The sequence below is a fragment of the Amycolatopsis sp. Poz14 genome (assembly GCF_006704225.1).
In the GTDB taxonomy this organism is placed as follows: domain Bacteria; phylum Actinomycetota; class Actinomycetes; order Mycobacteriales; family Pseudonocardiaceae; genus Amycolatopsis; species Amycolatopsis nivea.
The window spans coordinates 6,019,820-6,041,039 of record NZ_JACLHD010000001.1 but is presented as its reverse complement, the minus strand read 5'-3'; the positions used below and the strand labels follow the sequence as shown (position 1 = coordinate 6,041,039).

The window sequence follows — 21,220 nt, the reverse complement described above, 5'->3', positions numbered from 1 at the left end:
AGGGCTAGGGGCGGGACGGCGGCGAACGCGGCTTTCACCGGTCACGGGGCCGAGGTTCGGGCGCGGTACCGGGCAGGCAGTCGCGCTCATGTGCGGCCCCTTCGCTCCGGGGCGTCCGCGCGCCGGGTGTTCTTGAGCCGGTGCAGCCCGGCGAGGCTCATCCCGTTCTTGCGTTCGCGGCGCAGCCGGTCTTCGGACTCGGCCAGCCGGCGGGTCACCGCCGACAACCGGATCTCCGGGTCGGCGGTGACCAGTTCGAGCACGGTGACGAACCGGCGGGCCAGCCGCGCGATCGCCGCCGGTTCGAACAGGGCGGCCTTGTACTCGAACACCGCGCGCGTTTCGCCGCCGGACCGCTGCACGTCGAGCCGCAGGTCGTAACGCGCGAGCCGGTCCGGGTCGCCTGCCGGCGACACGTCGATGCCGGGGAACGCCTCGGCCGCGGCCGGCGCGTCCTGCACGACGAACCAGGTCTGGAACAGCGGCAGGCGGCCGGCGGCGCGGTCCGGGGTCAGTTCGGTCACGAGGCGCTCGAACGGGACCGCCTGGTGCGCGTAGGCGCCGAGGCAGGTTTCCCGGGTGCGTCCGAGCAGGTCCCGGAACGCCGGGTCGCCGCCGAGGTCCAGCCGCAGCACCAGGGTGTTCACGAAGAACCCGATCAGTCCCTCCAGCTCCTGGTGGTCGCGGTTGGCGGTCGGGGTGCCGACCACGACCTCGGAGAGGTCGCGAGTCTGGGCCAGCGCGGCGGCGAAAGCCGCGTACAGCGCCATGAACCGGGTCACGCCCGCCTGGCGGCAGAGCGCACCGAGCCTTCCGTCCACTTCGGACGGAAGCGCGACGGCGCGGCGGGCGGCCTCGGCACCGGCGTCGGCCGAGCGCGGCCGGTCGGTGGGAAGGGTGACGGACGGGAGCCCGCTGAGCGTCTCGCGCCAGTAGGCGAGGTCCGCGGCGAGCCGGTCGTCGGTAAGCGTGCGGTGCTGCCATGCCGCGTAATCGCCGTACTGCACGGGCAGCGCGGGCAGATCCGCGCGGCCGCGCGCCCGGTACTGCGCGCCGAGTTCGTGCAGGAGCAAGCCGATGGACTCGCCGTCGGCGATCAGATGGTGCAGACAGAGCGCGAAGATGTGCTCCTCCGGGCTCGTGCGGACCAGCATCAGCCGCCACAACGGGCCCTCGGTGAGTCGGAACGGCGTTTCGAGCACGGCTCGCACGACTTCCCGCGCTTCTGCCGCGGTCACGTCGACCACGGGGATAGCGGCGGGGATCCGCGAGGCCACGGTCTGCCGGGGGTCGTCCGCTGACGTCGCGGACACGTGGGTGCGCAGTACTTCGTGCCGGTCGACGACGGCCTGCCAGGCAGCGCGCAGCGCGGGCACGTCGAGTCTCCCGCGCAGCCGAAGCGCGCCGGAAATGTGGTAGAGCGCGGTGCCCGGTTCCCATTGTTCGAGGAACCACAGCCGCCGCTGGGGGAATGACAGCGGCAACAGCGTGGTTCGGTCGACCGGGCGCGGAGGCGTCGACGCGACGGCCGGGTCGCGGCGCAGCGCGTCGATTTCAGCGGAGAGATCGGCAAGGTCGGCGGCCGTGAAGATGGCGCGGAGCGGCACGTCCGCGGCAAACGCGCGGCGCAGCCGGGTCTGCAACTGAGTCGCGGTCAGCGAATGTCCGCCGAGATCGAAGAAATTCGCGTCCCGGCTCACCCGGTCGACGTGCAGCACATGCGCCCACAGTTCGGCGACCAGTTCCTCGGTGCCCGGACGCGGCGCGACATAGCCGGGGTCGGCGTCGTCCGCGCGGCACTCGGGTGCGGGGAGGGCTTTGCGGTCCAGCTTTCCGTTGTCCGTCAAGGGAAGGCTCGGCATCGGCACGAACACGGCGGGGATCATGTGGTCGGGCATCGTGCGGGCGCAGTGGGCGCGCAGTTCGGCCAGCGGCGGGGCTCCGGTCACATACGCGACGAGCTGCGGATTGCCGGGGACGTCCTCGCGGAGCAGGACTGCTGCGTCGGCGACCGAGTCGGCTGCGCGCAGGGCCGCGGCCACCTCGTCCAGTTCGATCCGGAAGCCGCGCAGCTTGACCTGGTGATCGGTGCGGCCGAGGAAGACGATCGCGCCGTCGGCGTGGGTGCGGACCAGGTCGCCGGTGCGGTAGAGCCGGCTTCCCGGCGGCCCGAACGGATCCGGCAGGAAACGCTCCGCGGTCTGTGCAGGGTGACCGCGGTAGCCGTGCGCCAGGCCGTCTCCGCCGAGGCACAGTTCGCCGGCCGCACCTGCCGGCACCGGCCGTGCCGCACGGTCGAGCACGTACGCGGTGGTGTTGGCGATCGCAGTGCCGATCGGCACTGTGCGGTCCTGATCGCCCACGGCGTCGACCATGTGCCAGGTCGCGAAGGTGGTGCTCTCGGTCGGGCCGTAGACGTGCAGGAGGCGCCGCGGCGCGCCAGCGGCGAGCACCGTGCGGACAGCGGCCGGATCTACGGCCTCACCGCCGAAAAGCACCTGGCGCATCGGCGCGAACGCGTCCGGCGCGCCCGCGGCGAACTGGTTGAACAACGCGGTGGTCATGAACAGCGTCGTGATCGCCTGCTCGCGGATCAGCGCCGCGTAGCCGACCGGGTCCAGTGCCTGCTGTTTCGCCACGACCACCGCTGCGGCACCGGACAGCAAGGCACCCCACAGTTCGAAGGTCGCCGCGTCGAAAGCGGTGGTAGCCGCGAAGGCGATCCGGTCGTCGGTTCGCAGCGAAACGTAATCGGTGTCGCGGACGAGCCGGACGATCGCCCGGTGGGGGACTGTGACGCCCTTGGGAGTTCCGGTGGAACCGGACGTGTACATCACGTACGCGGGCGCATTCGCGGTTGCCGTGACCGCCGCTTCGTCGCCGGTCGGCCAGGTTCGGGGATCGTCCAGCAGCAGGGTGCGCACTCCGTCTGGAACGTTGTGCTGCAACGCTTTTACCGTGAGAACGACGGCGGTTCCGCTGTCCTCAGCCATGAACGCCAGGCGCTGTGCCGGGTAGGAAGGAGCGAGCGGGACGTACGCCGCACCGGCACGGAGAGTGCCGAGCAGCGCGGTGATCAGTTCGGGGGAGCGCTCGAGAAAGACGCCCACGCAGGAACCCGGCGTGACGCCCAGCGCCCGCAACGCGCCAGTCAGGCGGGCGGCGCGGGCGGCCAGCGCGCGGTAGGTGAGGTGCTGTTCGCCGTGCACGACCGCTACGGCGTCGGGGGTGCGTGCAGTTTGTTCCGCGACCAGAGCGGGCACGCTGTGGTCGCGCGGGTAGTCGCCGCGGGTTGCGTTCCACTTCCGGACCAGTGCCGCTGCTGCGTCGTCGGACATGATCGGCACGTCGTTCACGCATCGGTCCAGGTTTTCGAGGAGGCCCGTCACCGCGGCGCGCAGCGCGCCGACGACCGCGCGGGCGGTCTCTTCGGTGTACCAGCGCCGGTCGCACAGCAGCCGCAACCGCAACGAACGCCCCGGCAGCGCAACGACCGTCAGCGGGTAGCTGGTCTGTTCGGTGGCCTGGACCGAGGTGACAGCGACGCCGTCGAAAGCGTTGTCCGCCGCGGCGGTGATCGGGAAGTTCTCGACCACGACGAGGCTGTCGAACAGCGGCTCGCCGCGCGGCACATCGCTGCAGCCTTGCGCACGCACCAGGGAGATGTGCTCGTGCCCGCGTGCGGCGGCGAAGTCCGCCTGTGTTTCGCGCAGCCATTCCAGGACCGGCCGCCGGCCCTCGACCCGGGTGCGTACGGGAAGCGTGTTGATGAACATGCCCACGATGTCTTCCACGCCCGGCAGTTCCGGCGGACGACCGGAAGTCGTGGCGCCGTGCACGACGTCCGAGACGCCGCTGAACCGGGCGAGCACCAAGGACCACGCTGCTTGTACGACGGTGCCGATGGTGAGCCCGCCGGCCTGTGCGGTTGCGATCCGCTTCGCCGTCGACTCCTCGGAAAACACTTCTTCGACGGAGAGAAATCCTTGAGCCGGCACCGCTTCCGCGGCGCGCAGCGGCAACGGGGTGGCGGTGGCGAACCCGCTGAGGCGAGTGCGCCAGAACTCCTCGGTTTTCGCCTGATTCTGCTCGGCCAGCCAGGTCAGGTAGTCCTGATAGGGCCGCACCGGCGGGAGGTCGGCGTCCTCGCCGCGGCGCAGCGCCGCGTACCTCGCGGCCAATTCGCTCAGCACCAGCGGCATGGACCAGCCGTCCAGGAGCAGGTGGTGGTGCGTCCACACGAACACGTACGCCTCGTCGGCCACCCGCAGCAGCGAGAACCGGTGGAGCGGCGGCGCGGCCGGGTCGATGCCCGCCGCCCGGTCCGCGGCGAGGAACTCAGGCAGGCGGTCCGGAGCGAGTTCGACGGTCCGCCAGTCGTGTTCGGTCCACGGCAGCTCGAAGGCGCGGTGCACCGCCTGCACCGGCTGCTCGCCTTCGAGGGAGTGGAACGACGTGCGCAACGCTGGATGCCGAGCCACGACGCCCGTCCAGGCGGCGCGGAACGCCGGCACGTCCAGCGGCCCGTCGAAGCGGCAGCTGAACTGCTCGACGTAGACGTCGTCGTGCGGGGAGTAGAGGGCGTGGAACAACATGCCCTGCTGCAGCGGGGACAGCGGGTGAATGCTCTCGACGGTCGTCTGCTCGGGCATCGCTGGCGGCGCTCCTGGGGAGATCGTCATGGCGTCCGGAAACCGGCGAGCAGGTCGTCCAGCTCGCCGGGGGCTAAAGCGACCCCGGTCACGTCGGGGGCCGGCCAGCCCGCCGCCTCCGCGTCGCGGCGGCGCTCGACCAGGGTCCGCAGCAGGGCGGCGCAGCGGTCGGCGAGCCCGGCGGCGGTCGCCTCGGTGTGCAGGCGGTCGCTGTAGGACCAGGTGAACCGCAACCGCCCGGAAAGCACCATGGCGTCGACCTCCAGCAGGTACGGCCGGGGCGCGCGGGCGTCCTGGCCCGGACCTTCCGGTTCGGCGGCCGGCTCCCACGGCCCGGCCCCGCCGAATCCGGCGTCCAGCCGTCCGAGGTAGTTGAAGCAGACCGCCGCGGACGGCAGGTCCGCCAGTTGCGCCGCGGCGGGGTCCCCGGTGCGCGAATGGCGGATCAGGCCGTAGCCGAGGCCGCGTTGCGGCACCTCACGCATCCGCTGCCCGACGTGCCGCAGCGCGGCCGCCGGGTCGTGCGGATCGGGCGTCAGCAGGACCGGGTAGACGCTCGTGAACCACCCGACGGTGCGGGAGACATCCAGCGCGGCCCCGAAATCCTCGCGCCCGTGGCCTTCCAGGTCCACCAGCACCGAGGGCTCGCCCGCCCAGCTCGCGATCGCGGAGCTGACCGCGGTCACCAGCACCTCGTCGATCCGGGCCCGGTATGCCGGGGGCACCTCGTGCAGCAGGAGCCGGGTCGTTTCCTCGTCCAGTTCGCGGGTCACCGCGGCCAGCTGGGCCCGGGTGTTGATGTCCTCCAGACCCTCGTCCGCCTCGGGCAGCAGGTCCAGCGGGAGACCGGATTCGGCCCCTGCTCGCGCGACGGAGAGCCAGTGGCCGGTCTGCGCGCCGACCTCGTCGCTGTGCGCGTGTTCGGCGAGCGCCTGCGCCCAGTCCCGGAACGCCGTGGTCTTGGGCGGCAGCTCGACCGGGGCCCCGTCGCGTTCGCGGGTGTACGCGTGGGCCAAGTCCTCCAGCAGGATTCGCCACGAGACGCCGTCGATCGCGAGGTGGTGCACCGCGAGCAGCAACCGGCCGGGACGGTCGGTGCCGAGGTCGAACCACACCGCGCGCAGAAGCAGCCCGGCGTCGAGGTCGAGGGTGCGCTGCGCGGCGGCGGCGCGGGCCTCGACCGCCGCGGCGGGATCGTCGGCCGCGGCGAGGTCTTCCACGGTGAGCAGTCGCGCCGGCAGTCCGGACAGCCCGGCCTGCTCTTGCGCCCAGCCGTCTTCGGTGCGCCGGAATCGCATCCGCAACGCGTCGTGGTGCCGGACCACCAGGCGCAAGGCCCGTTCGAGGGCTTCGGTGTCGATCGGACCGCGCGCACGGAGCAGCACCGCTTGGTTGTAGTGGTGCGGGGCCGGGTGCTGTTCGGCGAAGAACGTCGCCTGGACCGGAGTGAGCGGTAGCGAGCCGGTCACCACGCCTTGCTCGGCGTGCGACACGGGCGAGGCCGGGACCGCGACCGCCGCCAGCGCCCGGACAGTCTGGTGGTCGAACACCTGCTTCGGGCTGACGGCCCAGCCCGCGGTCCGTGTCCTGGCCACGACCTGAAGGCTGACGATCGAATCGCCGCCGAGGGCGAAGAAGCTGTCGGTCGCCGACACTCGCGGCACGCCGAGCACTTTCGCCCAGACCTCGGCGATCGCGCGTTCGGCGGCTGTTTCCGGGGGGTCGTAATCCTCGGTGGCTTCGGGCGCCTCCGGGGCAGGCAACGCGGACCGGTCGAGCTTTCCGTTCGCAGTCAGGGGCAAGGCGTCCAGAACCACGAGAACGGAGGGCATCATCGACGCGGGCAGCAGTTGCGCAGCCGTCGCCCGGACTTCCGCCAGCAGAGCGTCGTCGCGATCCGCGACGACGTAACCGGCCAACCGGGGTTCCCCGCGAGCATCGGCCCGGACCGCGACGGCCGCGGCGCGCACGGCCGGATGCGCGGCGAGCGCCGCCTCCACCTCGCCTGGTTCGATCCGCACGCCGCGCAGCTTCACCTGCTCGTCGAGACGGCCGAGGAACTCCAGTTCGCCGTCAGGGCGCCAGCGAGCCCGGTCGCCGGTGCGGTAAAGCCGGTCGCCCGGACCGCCCCACGGATCGGGCACGAACCGCTCAGCGGTCAGGCCGGGCAGACCCGCGTACCCGCGGGCCACCTGCGGTCCGCCGAGGTGGAGTTCGCCGGGCGCGCCGAGCGGCGCCGGCGCGCCGGACCGGTCCAGTACGTACACCCTGGTAGCGCCGAGCGGACGGCCGACCGGGACGAGCGCGTCGCCAGCCTCGGTGAGCTCACCGTCGAAACACGTGCTGTCGACAGTGGCTTCGGTGACGCCGTAGGAGTTGATGACACGGGTGCGCTCGCCGCCGATCCGCGCGGCCGCCGCGCGATCGCGCGCCGGCCAAGCGTCCGCGCCGGACACCAGCAACCGCAGCGCGGGCAACCGGCCGCCGGACGACTGCACGGCCTCCACTGCGTGCCGGAGCACCACTGGCACGAACTCGGCCGCGGTGATCTGCTGCTCGTCCAGGAGCCGGGCCAGCGCGGCCGGGTCGAGCAGCAGTTCGCGCGGGCACAGCACGAGAGCCGCGCCTGAACTGAGCGCGCGGGTGACGTCGCCGGTGAACACGTCGAACGTCACGCCCGCCATCTGCAGGTGCCGATCCTCTTCGGACAGCGCGTACGCAGTGCGCCAGGCGGCCGCGGCGGCGCTCAGGTTGCGGTGGCTGACCTGCACGCCCTTCGGACGTCCGGTCGAACCGGAGGTGTGCACGACGTAGGCGAGGCTGTCCGGCAAGGTCGTTCCGGGAAGGTTCTCCGCGGACTCGGAACCGCCGGCGCTGACCGGGATTGCCGGTACGGGCGCATCGCTCAGGTCCTGGTCGGACACCAGCAGCCGGATTCCGGCGTCGCCGGTCAGCCGGTGATTCCGGTCCGCAGGCGCGTCCGGGTCGAGCGGCACGTACGCGCCGCCGGCTTTGAGCACCGCCAGCAACCCGACCAGCAGGCCGGGGGAGCGGTCGAGCAGCAGCCCGACCCGCGTCTCCGGACCGACGCCGTGCCGCCGCAGCACCCGGGCCAGCTGATTCGCGCGTGCGTTCAGCGCACGATAGGTGAGCTGCCGGTCGTCGGCGACCACCGCGACCGCATCCGGCGTGCGCTCGGCGTGCTCCTCGGCCAGCCGGTGCAGCGGACGCTCCTCGGACGCCGGGGAGACCGGGGAAATTCCTTGGGACAGCACGGCCCAGTGCGCGTTGTCGTCCAAAATGGACACTTGGCCGACCGGTCGACCGGGGTGTTTCGCGAACTCGGCCAGCAGGTGCCGCAGCTGGGCGAGCAGCTCTTCGGCCGCATCCGCGCTGTAGCGGCCGTTGTCGTAGAGCAGCGACAGCAGCAGCCGCGGGCCGGGAGCGGAGCTGAAGGTCAGCGGATAGTCGGTCTGCTCGACGGCGTGCACCTGGCGTGCTTCGACCCCGGTGAGGGCTTGGCCCGCGGCTTCGTCCACCGGGTAGTTCTCGAACACGACGATGCTTTCGAACAGGCTGCTGCCGCGCGGCACCGCGCTGCAGGCCTGCATCCGCACCAACGGGCTGTAGGCGTTGCTCTGCATTTCCAGCAGGTCTTGGTGCAGCTCTCGCAGCCACTCGCCGACCGGCTGCCGCCGGGGCAGGCGGACGCGCGCGGGCAGCGTGTTGATGAACAGGCCGACGATCGACTCGACGCCGGGCAGTTCCGGTGGGCGGCCGGCGACCGTCACGCCGAACACGACGTCTTCCTCCCCGCTGTGCCGGCCGAGCAGCACCGCCCAGACGGCGTTCACCAGTGTGCTGGTCGTGATGCCCAGGTCGCGGGTGAACTGCCGCAGTCGTTCGGTCGCGTCCTCGGGAAGCCGGATCTCCGCGGTGCGGTACCCGTTCCCGGTCCTGCCGGGTGTGCGCGCCGGAAGCGGAGTGGCAGCGGCGAAGCCGCCGAGCCGTGCGCGCCAGAACTCCTCCGCCGGGTCCTGGTCCCGCAGCCACGCGATGTAGTCCCGGTACGGGCGGGCGGGAGCGGCCGGAACCGCCGGGGCGCCGTCGTCGTCGAGCGCTTCGTACCAGCCGAACAGCTCGCGCACGACCAGCGGCATCGACCAGCCGTCCAGCAACAGGTGGTGATGGGTCCAGACCAGTTCCCACTCCTCGTCGGCCAGCCGGAGCAGGGTGAGGCGGATGAGCGGCGGGCGGGTGAGGGAGAACCCGCGTTCCCGGTCGGCGGCCAGGAATTCCGCGCTGCGCACGACCTGTTCCGCGCGGTCCAGCGCCCGCCAGTCCACCGTGTCGACGGCGACGGGCACAGTGTGGTGCACGACCTGGAGCGGACGGTGCAGCCGATCCCAGTGGAACGACGTGCGCAGCGCCGCGTGCCGGTTCAGCACCCGCTGCCAGGCGGCGTGGAACCGGCGGGGGTCGACCTTCCCGGTCAGCCGGGCGGCCATCTGCACCACGTACGAGCCGGGCCCGTCCTCGCGGACGGTATGGAACAGCATCCCTTCCTGCATCGGCGAAAGCGGGTAGACGTCTTCCACCGCGCCGTCGGTCGCGGCGGCGAGGCGGTCGAGCGCTGCCTGGTCCAGGTCGGCCAAGGGGAAGTCCGCCGGCACGAGCGCGTCGCCGGATCCGGACCGGACGGCGGCCAGCAACGTGCGCAGGTGCGCGCGGAGCGCGTCGAGCAAGCCGGCCACCGTCTCGCGCCGGTGCAGCGCGCCGTGCGTCACGGTGATCCGGAGGCGGCCGTCGGCGACCAGCGCAACCACGTCGATCAGGTACCGCCTCGGGACGTCCGGCGACTGGCCGGGCCCGGTGTCTTCTTCCGCGGGCAGCCACGGCGAGTCGCCCGCGAAGGACTGGTCCACCTGGCCGAGATAGTTGAAACACACCTCCGGTCCGGGCAGCGCGCGCAGCCGCTCGGTCGCGGCGTCGGAGCGTCCGTGCCGCAGCAGCCCGTAGCCCAGACCGCCGTCCGGCAGCGCGCGGATCGCTTCGCGGACGTTGCGCACCGCAGTCCGCGGCGGTCCGGTGACCGGAAGGACGAGCGGGTAGATCGCGGTGAACCAGCCGACCGTGCGGGTCAGGTCGGCGGTCCCGGCCATGCCGGACAAGGCCTCCCGGCCGTGGCTTTCCACGTCCACCACCGCCCGGTCGCTTCCGGTCCAGTCGCAGAGTGCGCGGCCGAGCGCGGTCAGCAGCAGTTCGTGCGCGCTGGCCGGGCCGGAGGAGCGGAGCAGGTCTTCGGTGGCGGTGGCGTCGAGCTCGGCGGTCGCCGAACCGGCGGCGGCATAGGTGTCGCCCGCCGGGTCGAGGTCCGCGTCGGTCGGCAGGGCTGGGGTCCGCGCGTCGACCAGCACGTCTGTCCAATAGGGAATCTGGACGCTGATCTCGGGGTGGTTCGCGTGCTCGGCCAGACCGGCGGCCCAGTCCCGGAAGGCGGTGGTCTTGGCCGGGAGCGCGAGCGGCGCGCCGCGCAGCGCTTGATGATAAGCGGTGGCCAAGTCCTCCAGAAGAATCCGCCAGGAAACGCCGTCCACGGCGAGGTGGTGAGCCACCAGCAGCAGCCGTTCGCTGTCCGCGAGTCTGATGTGGACAGCGCGAAGCAGGCAGCCCGCGGACAGGTCGATGCCCGCGTGCGCCTCGGCGGCCGTTTCGGCGATGGTTTCCGCGTCCGCCGGCCCGGCGACGGTCAGTTGGACCGGCGCCGCGTCCGACAGGGCGGCGATGTCCAGCGTGGTGCCGGACGTCACGCGCAACCGCAGGACGTCATGGTGGGCAACCACTTCGCGCAGCGCCGCACGGAGCGCTTCGGTGTGCAGCGGACGGCGCGGACGCACCAGCAGCGCTTGGTTGTAGTGCTCCGGTGTCGGCAGGTGCTGGTCCAGGAACCACTGCTGGATCGGAGTCGGCCGGACCGGGCCGGACACCGCGTCCTGAGCGCCGGAGCCGGCCGCCGCCGGGGCCGCTTCTTCGACGGCGGACGCGAGGGCGCGCACGGTCCGGTTCTGGAAGAGCATTTTGTGGCTGATCCGCAGACCCGTCTTGGCTGCTTGGGTGATCACCTGGATGCTCAGGATCGAGTCGCCGCCGAGGGCGAAGAAGTCGTCGTCGCGGCCCACTCGATCCAGCCCGAGCGCCTTCGCCCAGATGTCGGCGATCGTGCGCTCCGTCCGGGTGGAGGGCGCGGAGTACGACACCGCCAGTTCCGGACGGTCCGCGCCGGGCGCGGGCAGCGCGCCGCGGTCGAGCTTGCCGCTCGGCAACGACGGGAACTCGTCGAGAACCACGAACGCGGCCGGGACCATGTACTCCGGCAGATCGCGGGCGCACGCCGCGCGCAGCTCGTCGGTCGTGACTCCGGTGTTCGCCACCGCGTACCCGACCAACCGGGGCGCGCCCGGCTGGTCCTCGCGCAGGACCACCGCCGCGTCCGCCACGTCCGGGACGCTCCGCAACGCGGCTTCGATCTCGCCCGGCTCGATGCGGAAGCCGCGCAGTTTGACTTGGGCGTCCAGCCTGCCCAGGAACGCGAGCGTCCCGTCGGCACGGAACCGCACCCGGTCACCGGTGCGGTAAAGCCGCGCACCGGGCGGCCCGAACGGGTCCGGCACGAAACGGTCCGCGGTCAGGCCAGGCCGGCCAAGATACCCGTGGGCGAGGCCGTCCCCGCCGAGGCACAGCTCGCCGGGGACGCCGATCGGCGCCGGACGCAGCTCGGCGTCGAGCACGTACGCGGTGCTGCCCGGGATCGGCCTGCCGATCGCCACCAGCGCACCCGGCAGGCATTCGGCCATGACGGTGCAGATGGTCGCCTCGGTGGGCCCGTACAGGTTGTGGAACCGGCGGCCGGGCGCCCATCGGCGCACCAGGTCGGCCGAGCACGCCTCGCCGCCGACTGTCACGGTGGTCAGAGCCGGCAGCGCTGCGTCCGGGGTGACCGCCAGCGCGGACGGCGGCAGCATCACCGTGGTGACCGCTTGCTCGTCCAGGAGCTGGACGAGATCCGGGCCGGGGAGCGGCCGCTCGCGCGGCGCGAGGCACAACGTCGCGCCGGACGGCAGCGCCATGACGAGTTCCAGCAGGGACGCGTCGAAGCTCAGCGACGCGTACTGCAACACGCGACTCCCGTTGCCGACCTCCAGCGCGCCCGCCTGCGCGTCGGCGAGCGCCGCGATGCCGCGGTGCGGCACCATCGTCCCTTTTGGACGGCCGGTGGAGCCGGAGGTGTAGATGACGTACGCGACGGCGTCGAGCGGAACCGGCGGCAGCGGGGTGTCGTCGCGCTCCGCGCGGATTGCAGGCCACTGCTCGTCGAGGAGCAGGACGTTCTCGTGCCGAGGCAACCGGTCCAGCAGGTCCCGTTGCGACAGCAGCAGTTGCGCGCGGCTGTCCTGGACCAGGTATGCCAGCCGGTCGGCTGGATACGTCGGGTCCAGCGGCACGTAGGCGGCGCCCGCCTTCATGATGCCCAGCACGCTGATCACCAGTTCGGGACAACGCTCCAGGCAAACCGCGACGCGGACGTCCGGTCCGGCTCCGGCGGCCCGCAGGTGCTGGGCCAGCCGGGTGGCGCGCGCGTCGAGCGCGGCGTAGGTGAGCTGATGCCCGCCCATCGCGACCGCGACCGCGTCCGGGCTGCGCTTGGCCTGTGCGGCAACGAGATCCGCGAATCCGAGGGCTGGCGCCGCGGGGGCCGGGGTGTGGTTCCACCGGCGGGTCAGCAGGTCGTGGTCGGCAGGGGACAGCAGCGGCGCGTCGCGCAGCCGCCGGTTCGGCTCGGTCGTCAGGGCGGCGAGCGCGTCGAGCAGCACGACGGCAATCCGTTCGACGGTAGCCGGCTCGAACAACGCGGTGTTGTAGATCAGCGTGCCGGTCAGCGAATCCGGGCTTTCGACCAGGGCGAGCGCCAGGTCGAACTTCGCCGTTCCGTTGCCGGGCGGCGGGTCAAGCGGCCGGACGCGCACGCCCGGCCAGCCGAGTTCGGGCGAGGACACCCGCTGGTAGTCGCATCCCACCTGGGCCAGCGGAGCGTAGCTGGCGTCCCGTGCGGGACGCAGTTCTTCCACCAGTTGCTCGAACGGCACGTCCTGGTTGGCGTAGGCGTCCAGGCACCCTTCGCGGACCCGGGCGACCAGTTGCGCGAAGGTCGGGTTGCCGCTGAGATCGGTGCGCAGGGCCAAGGTGTTGGTGAAGAACCCGATCAGCCGTTCGGCTTCCTCGGTGGGGCGCTGTCCGATCGGCGTGCCGACCACGATGTCGTCCTGGCCGCTGTAGCGGGACAGCACCAGCGAGAACGCGGCCAACAGAGTCATGAACGGCGTCGCGCCGATCTCCCGGCTCACCTGGTGCAGCATCTGCCGGACCGGTTCGGGCACGGTGAACGCGTGGCTCGCGCCGTCGAATCCCAGCTCCGCAGGGCGCGGACGGTCGGTGGGAAGTTCGAGCAGCGCGGGCGCGCCGGCGAGGTTCTCGCGCCAGTGCGCGAGCTGCCGCTCCAGCGTCGCACTGTCCAACCAGGACCGTTGCCACAGGGTGTAATCCGCGTACTGGAAGGGAAGTTCCGGGAGCACCGGTTCGCGGTGTTCCCGGAGCGCGGTGTACAGCTCGGTCAATTCGGCCAGCAGGACCTCGAGCGAACGGCCGTCGGCGATGGTGTGGTGCAGGCCAAGCAACAGCACGTGGTCGTCTTCGGCCAGGCGCAGCAGCCGAGCGCGGGCGAGCGGCCCGGCCTGAAGGTCGAAGCGCAGCCGGGCCTCGGACGCGGCGAGCTCGCGGACGACCGCGGCGGTCCGGGCCGGGTCGAGGCCGCGGAGGTCCACCGCCGGCAACGGCACCGGCGCGGGCGGCGAGATCACCTGCGACGGGGCCCCGGTGCCGAAAGCGGTGCGCAGGGGTTCATGGCGCGCGGCGATGACGGTCAGCCCCGCGGCAACGGCTGCCACGTCGAGGACGCCGGTGAGCCGCAGGCCGGCGATGATCGTGTTGAGCGGGCTGTCCGGAGCCCACTGCTCGAAGAACCAGGCGCGCTGCTGTGCGAACGACAACGGAACGTCCGCCGGGCGGTCTTGCGCGCGCAGCGGCGGCCGCTGGTCCGCGGTCGTGCCGCGGCGAGCTTCGACGTGCTCGGCGAGTTCCGCGACGGTGGGATGCGCGAACAGCACCCGCAGCGGCACGTCGACGCCGAACACCGCCCGGAGCCGGGCATGGACCTGGGCGGCGATCAGGGAGTGGCCCCCGAGCGCGAAGAAGTCGTCGTGGATGCCGACGTTCTCGACGCCGAGAAGCTGTTGCCAGACCCCGGCGACGACCTCCTGCACCGGCGTTCTCGGTGCGGCCGTCTCGACTCCCGACCGCTCGCGGCCGGGCTCCGGCAGCGCCGCCGGGTCGATCTTGCCGTGCACGGTGAGCGGGAACTCGTCCACCACGACGCAATGCGCCGGGAAGAGGTGGCGGGGGAGGCGCCGCGCGAGGTGCTCACGCAGGTCGCCGACCTCGCCGCCGGCGGTGAGATACGCGACGAGCTGATCGTCGCGGAGCCGCACGTGCGCGCCGGTCACGTGCGGATGGGCGCGCAGTGCGGCCTCGATCTCGGCCGGTTCGACGCGGTGGCCGCGGACCTGGATCTGGTCGTCGGCACGGCCGAGGTAGACGAACGTGCCATCAGGCAGCGCCCGCGCCAGGTCGCCGGTGCGGTACATGCGCGTCCCGGCCGGGCCGTACGGATCGGGCAGGAAGCGTTGCGCGGTCAGCCCTGGGCGGCGAAGGTAGCCGCGGGCCGGTCCGGCGCCGCCGACGTGAAGTTCGCCGGTCCGGCCCGCCGGCACCGGACGCAGGTTCTCGTCAAGCAGGTAGACGCGCAGGTCCGGGATCGGACGGCCGATGACGCTGCCCGCGGCCGGGTCGAGGTCCGCCGCGCCGACCGGGTGCCCGGTGACGTGCACGGTGGTTTCGGTGATGCCGTACATGTTCACCAGCCGGGGCCGGTCCAGGTCGTGCAGCCCGGCCCAGTGCGACAACCGGTCGGCGGCCAGGGCTTCGCCGCCGAAGACCACCGTGCGCAGGCTGGGCAGGTCGCCGGCGACCTCGGTCAGCGGCAGGAACGCCGAGGGAGTCTGGTTGAGCACGGTGACCGCTTGCCGGTCGGCGAGGCAGGCGAACTCGGCGGGCGTGCGCCGGGTCAGGTCGTCCACGAGCACCAGGCGGCCGCCGTGCGCCAGCGCGCCCCACAGCTCCCAGACCGAGAAGTCGAACGCGACCGAGTGGAACAGGCTCCACACGTCGCCGGCGTCGAAGCCGAACCACGAGCGGGTGGCGTCGAACAAGCGCGCCGCGTTGCGATGCGGGACCAGCACGCCCTTGGGCTCTCCGGTCGATCCGGACGTGTAGATGACGTACGCGAGGTCGGCCGGGTCGATCCGCGGCGGCGCCGGGTCGGCTTCGGTGCCGGCGAGGAAGACCACCGCCGGCCCGTCCGGGATCCGGTCGGCGAGGTCGACGGTGCTGATCAGCGTCGGGATCTGACTGTCGGACACCAGATAGTCCAGCCGCTTCCGCGGATACTCCGGGTCCAGCGGCACGTAGGCTCCGCCGGCGAGGTGACACGCCAGCAGTGCGATCACCTGCTGCGGGCCGCGGTCCACGAGCACCCCGGTCAGCACCTCGCGGCCGACTCCGGCCGAGCGGAGCTGCTCTGCCAGCCCCGCGGCCCGGCGTGCGACCGCGCGGTAGGTGAACTGTTCCCCGCCCCAGACCACCGCGATGGCGTCCGGCCGCTCGCGCGCCTGCCTGAGGAAGCGTTCCACCAGCGTTCCTTCGTCCGCGGAAACCGCTGCCGGGGCGGGGTTCCAGCTCGCGAGGAGGGCGGCTTCCCGCTCCGGCGCGAGCGCGGCGAGCGCAGCGACGGGTGCGTCGAGATTCGCGACGAGCGCGGCCAGCAGGTCCTTCAGTTCGGCGAGCAATCCGCTCGCACCCGCTTCGTCGTACTGATTCCGCGCGTACGCCAGCCGCAGCGTCAGCCGATCGGCGAGCGCCGAGACGAGGGTGAGCGGGTAGTGCGTCTGCTCGCGGAAGCTGACGCCGGCCACTCGAGGACTGCCTGCGGTGTGCTCGTCCAGCGGGTAGTTCTCGAAGACCACCAGGCTTTCGAAGAGGGGGCTGTTCCCGGGCAGTTCGGCCCACCGCCGCGTCTCCGCCAACGGCGTGTGCTCGTACTGGCGGAGTTCGACGAATGCCCGCTGAAGATCCCCGAGCCATTCGGCGACGGACTCGCCGGTCGCCCGGACGCGCACCGGGACGGTGTTGATGAACAACCCCACCATGTCCTCGACGCGCGCGAGGCCCGGCGGCCGGCCGGCGACGGTCGCCCCGAACAGGACGTCGGACTGCCCGCTGTGCCGTGCCAGCAGCAACGTCCACGCGGCCTGGACGAGAGTGTTGGCGGTGAACCCGTGGCTGGGGCCGAGCGCGCGCAGCGCGGCCGTGCCGGATTCGGACAGGTCGAGCCGCACCGAGCCGGTGCCCTCGCGCGCCTCGGCGGTTCCGAACGGCAGCGGGGTGGCCGCGCTGAATCCGGAAAGCGTATCGCGCCAGAACTTCTCCGCCTGCGCGAGGTCGAGCCCTTGGTACCACGCGATGTAGTCGCCGAAAGCGGGTGCCGGCGCGAGCTCGGCGTCCCGTCCGGCGACCGCGGCGCCGTAGAGCGTCATCACTTCGCCGAACACCCGGGAACGCGACCAGCCGTCCAGCACCGCGTGGTGGTTCGTCCACACCAGACGGTGCTCCCGCTCACCGAGCCGGGCCAAGGTCAGCCGGAACAGCGGGGCGCGGGCGAGGTCGAAGCCGCGGGCCCAGTCCCGCTCGGCGAGGTCCGCGACGGCCGCGGCCTGTTCGTGCGCGCCGAGCCCGGCGAGGTCGGATTCGGTCCACGGCAACGCGATCTGCCGGTGCACGACCTGCCGTGCCTGCGCCTGCCCGGTCCAGCGGAACGCGGTGCGCAGCGCGGCGTGCCGGTCCATGACCTTGGCCCAGGCGTCCCGGAACGCCGCCGCGTCGAGTTCGCCCGTCAGCGTGCAGCACACCTGCTCCACGTACGGGTCCTTGCCCGGTTCGTACAGGGCGTGGAACACCATGCCCTGCTGCAGAGGCGAGAGCGGGTAGATGCGCTCGATGCGGGCGTGCTGTCCGGTCATGCGTCCCCCTCGGCGGGCAGCGTGTCGAGTTCGTCCATGAGCTCGGCCAGGTCCGCTTCGGCGAGGCCGGACTCGGCGAAGCGAGGCCCCTGCTCCGCGCGGGTGCCGGGGCCGGGGCCCGCGGCCAGTTCGCGCAGGCAGTCCCCGGCGAGTGTCGCGACGGTCTGCTCGCGGTGAACTGCTGGGCGGTACTCCCAGGTCATCTTCAGCCGGCCGGACAGTTCGACGGCGGTGATGTCGAGCAGGTACGGCCGCCGAGCCGTCGGGTCCGCCGTGCGGCCGAGACGGTCGGGCATCAGCTCGAGCAATCCGCCGGCGGCGGAACCGGTTCCGCGGCCGAGGTAGTTGACCCGGATCGCCGGGCTGGGCAGCGCGCGCAGGCGGGCGGTGGCGGTGTCCGAGCGGAGGTGGCGCAGGATGCCGTAGCCCATCCCGCCGGACGGTGCGGGCGCGGCCCCGTCGGAGGTCAGCCGCACGGGGTGGATGGTGGTGAACCAGCCGGCGGTGCGGCTCAGGTCGGATTCCGCCCCGTGGACGTCCCGGCCGTGGCCTTCGACGTCCACGACCGCCTGCTGCCCAGTCCATTTGTGCAGGACCCGGCCGAGCGCACCGAGCACCGCGGCGTGCACCGAGGTCTGCGCGGACCGGCCGAGCAGGGCTTCGGTGGCGGACGCGTCCAGTTCCACGGCGACCGTCCGGCTCTCGCCGTAGGTGCCTGGCCCGCCGGCGCGGTACTCGTCCTGCGGTATCCGGGCGTTGCGCGCCGCAGTCAGCAGGTCCGTCCAGTACGGGATTTCCGCGTCGTGGGCATGCGCCCGCTCCGCGGTCCGCACGGCCCACTCCTGATACGAGGTGGTTTTCGCGGGCAGCCGGACCGGGTGCCCTGCCGCGGCCTGCTGGTACGCGGTCGCGAGGTCTTCGAGCAGGATGCGCCAGGACACCCCGTCGACGCCGAGGTGGTGTGCGACCAGAACCAGCCGCTGAGCGGCGCCGTTGCCGGCTAGGACGGCGCGAAGCAGGCAGCCGGACGCGGTGTCGATGTCTTGTTGTGCGTGCACCACGGCCGGTTCGAGGTCGTCGGCGGTGCGCAGCAGTTCGTGCTCGGCGATCGGTGCGTTGTCCAGCGTCCAATCGCCGTCGGGGGTCCGGGTCAGGCGCAGCCGCAGCGCGTCGTGGTGGACGACCAGCGCATGCAGTGCGGACCGCAGCGGCCCGGCACGCAGGCTTTGCCGCGGGCGCAAGCAGATCGTCTGGTTGTACCGCGACAGGTCGGGCAGGCCCAAGCCGAGGAACCAGCGCTGGATCGGCGTCGCCGGCACAGGTCCGGTCACCGGTCCCTGTTCCGCCCGGACGGGCGCGGCGCCGGTCGCGCAGGCAGCGGCGAGAGCGGCGATCGTCGGGTGCTGGAACAGCAGCGGGGGCGTCACCGCGAGGCCGGCTTGGTTCGCGCGCGAGACCACCTGGATGCCCAGGATCGAGTCGCCGCCCAGTGCGAAGAAACCGTCGTGGCGGCCGACTCGGTCGACGCGGAGAAGTTCGGCCCAGATGGCGGCGAGAGTCTCCTCCGCAGGGGATTCCGGCGGCGCGTACGCGGTGGCGCCTGCCGGTTCGGGAAGCGCCGCGCGGTCGAGCTTTCCGTTGGCGGTCAACGGGATCGCGCCGATCGGCACGATCGCTGACGGGACCAGGTAGGGCGGCAGGTGCGCGGCGCAGTGCGCTTGCAGAACTTCCGGGGTGGCGCCGGAGACGACATACCCGACGAGCTGCGGCGCGCCGTTGCCGCTGCGGACCACGACGGCCGCGTCCTGGACGTCCGGATGCCGGCGGAGCACCGCGGCGGCCTCGGCTGGTTCGACCCGGTACCCGCGCAGCTTCACCTGGTCGTCGTCGCGGCCGAGGAAGACCAGCGTGCCGTCGGCGCGCCGGCGCGCCAGGTCCCCGGTGCGGTAAATCCGTTCGCCGGGCAGGCGGGGGTCTGGCACGAACCGCTCGGCGGTGGCCGCGGGGTCGCCGAGGTAGCCGCGGGCCGTCGCGGGACCGCCGACGCACACCTCGCCCGCTGTCCACAAGGGAGCGAGGTCGAGCCGGTCGTCCAGCACATGCACCCTGGCGTGCGGGAGCGGCCGCCCGAGCGACACCGGGTCGTCCGCCGCGGCGACTTCGTGGCTGAGCACGCCGACGGTCGTTTCGGTGGGGCCGTAGTGATTGAGCAGGCGGCAGTCCGGCGCCAGTTCCTGTACCGACCGGACCAGATCGGCGGTCAGCGCCTCGCCGCCGAGGACCAGCCGTCGCTTCGGCAGGACCGCCGCCGGTCGCGGGCCGTCCAGCAGCGCCCGCAGGTGGGACGGCACGATCTTCAAGCAGTCCATCGGGTTCCGGTCCGCGTAGCCTGCCATCCGCGCCGGGCTGTTCGCGACCTCGCGGGACAGGACGTGCAGCGTGCCGCCGGTGCACAGCGACGGGTAGACGACGGTGTGCCCGAGGTCGGCGGCGAAGGTGGAGACAATGCCGTACCCGCTGCCCGCGGGCAGATCCAGCACGCCCGCGATGCCGCTCGTATAGCGGGCGAGGCTGTCGTGCGTGACCGCGACGCCCTTCGGCGTGCCGGTGGATCCGGAGGTGAAGACGACGTACGCGAGGTTGGCGAGTCCCGCTCCGCCGACCGGGTCGGTCGCCGGTTCGCCGGCCAGGCTCGGGTCGGCCGGGTCGATCGCGCCCGCACCGCCTTCGGCCAGGACCAGCCGCACGCCGGCCTGCTCGAACAGGGCGTCGCGGCGGGCCGGTGGCAGGTCGGCGTCGACCGGCAGATACGCCGCGCCGGATTTCAGCACGCCCAGCAGCCCGGCGAGCAAGCCGGTTCCCCGCCCGGCCACCAGGCCTACCCGGTCTTCCGGCCGTACGCCGGCCCGGCGCAGGCGGTGCGCGATCCGGTTCGCCCGCTCGTTCAGTTGCCGGTAGGTGAGCCGGTCCTCTCCCGCGACGACCACCGTCTGCTCCGGCCGGAGCGCCGCTTGCTCCTCGAACATCGTGTGCACGCAGCGGTCCGGAACTGCGGCCGGGGACGCGGGCAGCCCGGCGGCCAGCGCGCGGCGCGATTCTTCGCTCGGGGACATCGGCAGCGACTCGATCCGCGCCTCCGGTTCCCGCACCGCGGCGGCGAGCAAGCACTCGTACATCGCTGCCAACCGGCGCGCGTCGCCGGTGGTCAGCCGGGCGGTGTCGTGGTGCAGCGCCAGCCGGATCGTTGTGCCGCAGCGCATCCCGTCGAGCAGGACCGGGAACGGTTCGCGGTGTGCGACCGCGAAAACGACCGGCCAGTCCGACCGCGCCGGCAGCGCTGTCCAGGCGAATCCGGCACGCGCTGCCGGGGTCTCGCCGAACGCGGCCGCATCGAAGAATTCCTGGTTTTCCGCGAGCTTCCGGGTTTGATCCGCCACCGCGGCGACGGACTCGGCGAACGTCTGTGCCGGGTCGGCCGCCGCGGCGTGCGGCAGCCACTGGACGTACGAGCCGACCGCGTGCCGCATCTCCGCGTGCGGCCGGTTCGCCGCCGCCGAGGCGATCCGGACGACGCTGCCGGCCATCCGGGTGAGCAATGCCTGCCATGCCGCGGCGAACACGGCGTCGAGCGGCCACTCCCGCTGCTGCGCGAGCGCGACGACTTCGGCGGGCAGTTCGACCGGTACGGTCGCCGGGCGAAAGCCTTCCGCCGCACCGGTTCGCTCGCAGGGGAGCGCTTCGGCAGGCGGGAGCGCTGCGAGGTGCGTCTGCCAGAACTCCCGGCCACCGGCGGTCTCGGGAGCGGTCAGGACATCGTGCTGCCACTCGGCGGCGTCGGCGTACTGCAGCGGTTCCTCGGGCTGCGAGCGTCCCTCGTAGCTCTCGCGGATCTCGGACAGCAGGACGTGCAGGGACACCGCGTCGACCAGCCAGCCGGGCATCGTCAGCAGCAGTTCGGCCCGGGAATCCGAGAGCAGCACCAGATCGGCCAGCACGAGCGGACCGTCCGGGCGATCGAAATCCGTGCCCGCGCGCGCTCGCGCCAGATCAGCCGGGTCGGTGCTGCCGTGCACCGCATACGCCACGCGCGGCGTCGGCTGGATGACCTGAATCGGCAAGTCCATGCCCGCGGGCCGGTGGAGCACCGTCCGCAGCGCTTCGTGGCGCAGGCACCCGCTTTCGACGGCGCGGCGCAACCGCTCGCGGTCAAGGTTCCCGTCGACTTCGGCGCGCGCCTGCGCCGGGTAGACACCGCTCGGGTCGGCCTGGTGCACCAGACAGGCACGCTTTTGCTGAGGGGAGAGCCGGTAGCCTTCCATC

3 protein-coding genes are annotated in these 21,220 nt (G+C 72.5%); all 3 read right to left on the bottom strand.

From position 1 onward, the window contains the following. Positions 1-86: 86 nt before the first annotated feature. From FKO37_RS28345 to FKO37_RS28335, 3 genes are read right to left on the bottom strand one after another with little or no spacing between them, the layout of a single operon-like run. Positions 87-4,652, bottom strand: coding sequence for a non-ribosomal peptide synthetase (locus tag FKO37_RS28345; RefSeq protein ID WP_238606462.1), 4,566 nt, complete (start codon positions 4,650-4,652; stop codon positions 87-89). 26 nt (positions 4,653-4,678) lie between these two features. Further along, positions 4,679-16,900 carry a non-ribosomal peptide synthetase gene (locus FKO37_RS28340; protein WP_238606461.1) on the bottom strand — a complete coding sequence of 4,074 codons (12,222 nt, stop codon included), beginning with the start codon at positions 16,898-16,900 and terminating at the stop codon, positions 4,679-4,681. Further along, positions 16,897-21,219, bottom strand: coding sequence for an amino acid adenylation domain-containing protein (locus FKO37_RS28335; RefSeq protein ID WP_238606460.1), 4,323 nt, complete (start codon positions 21,217-21,219; stop codon positions 16,897-16,899). Before FKO37_RS28335 ends, FKO37_RS28340 begins: the two co-directional genes overlap by 4 nt. Position 21,220 lies beyond the last annotated feature (1 nt).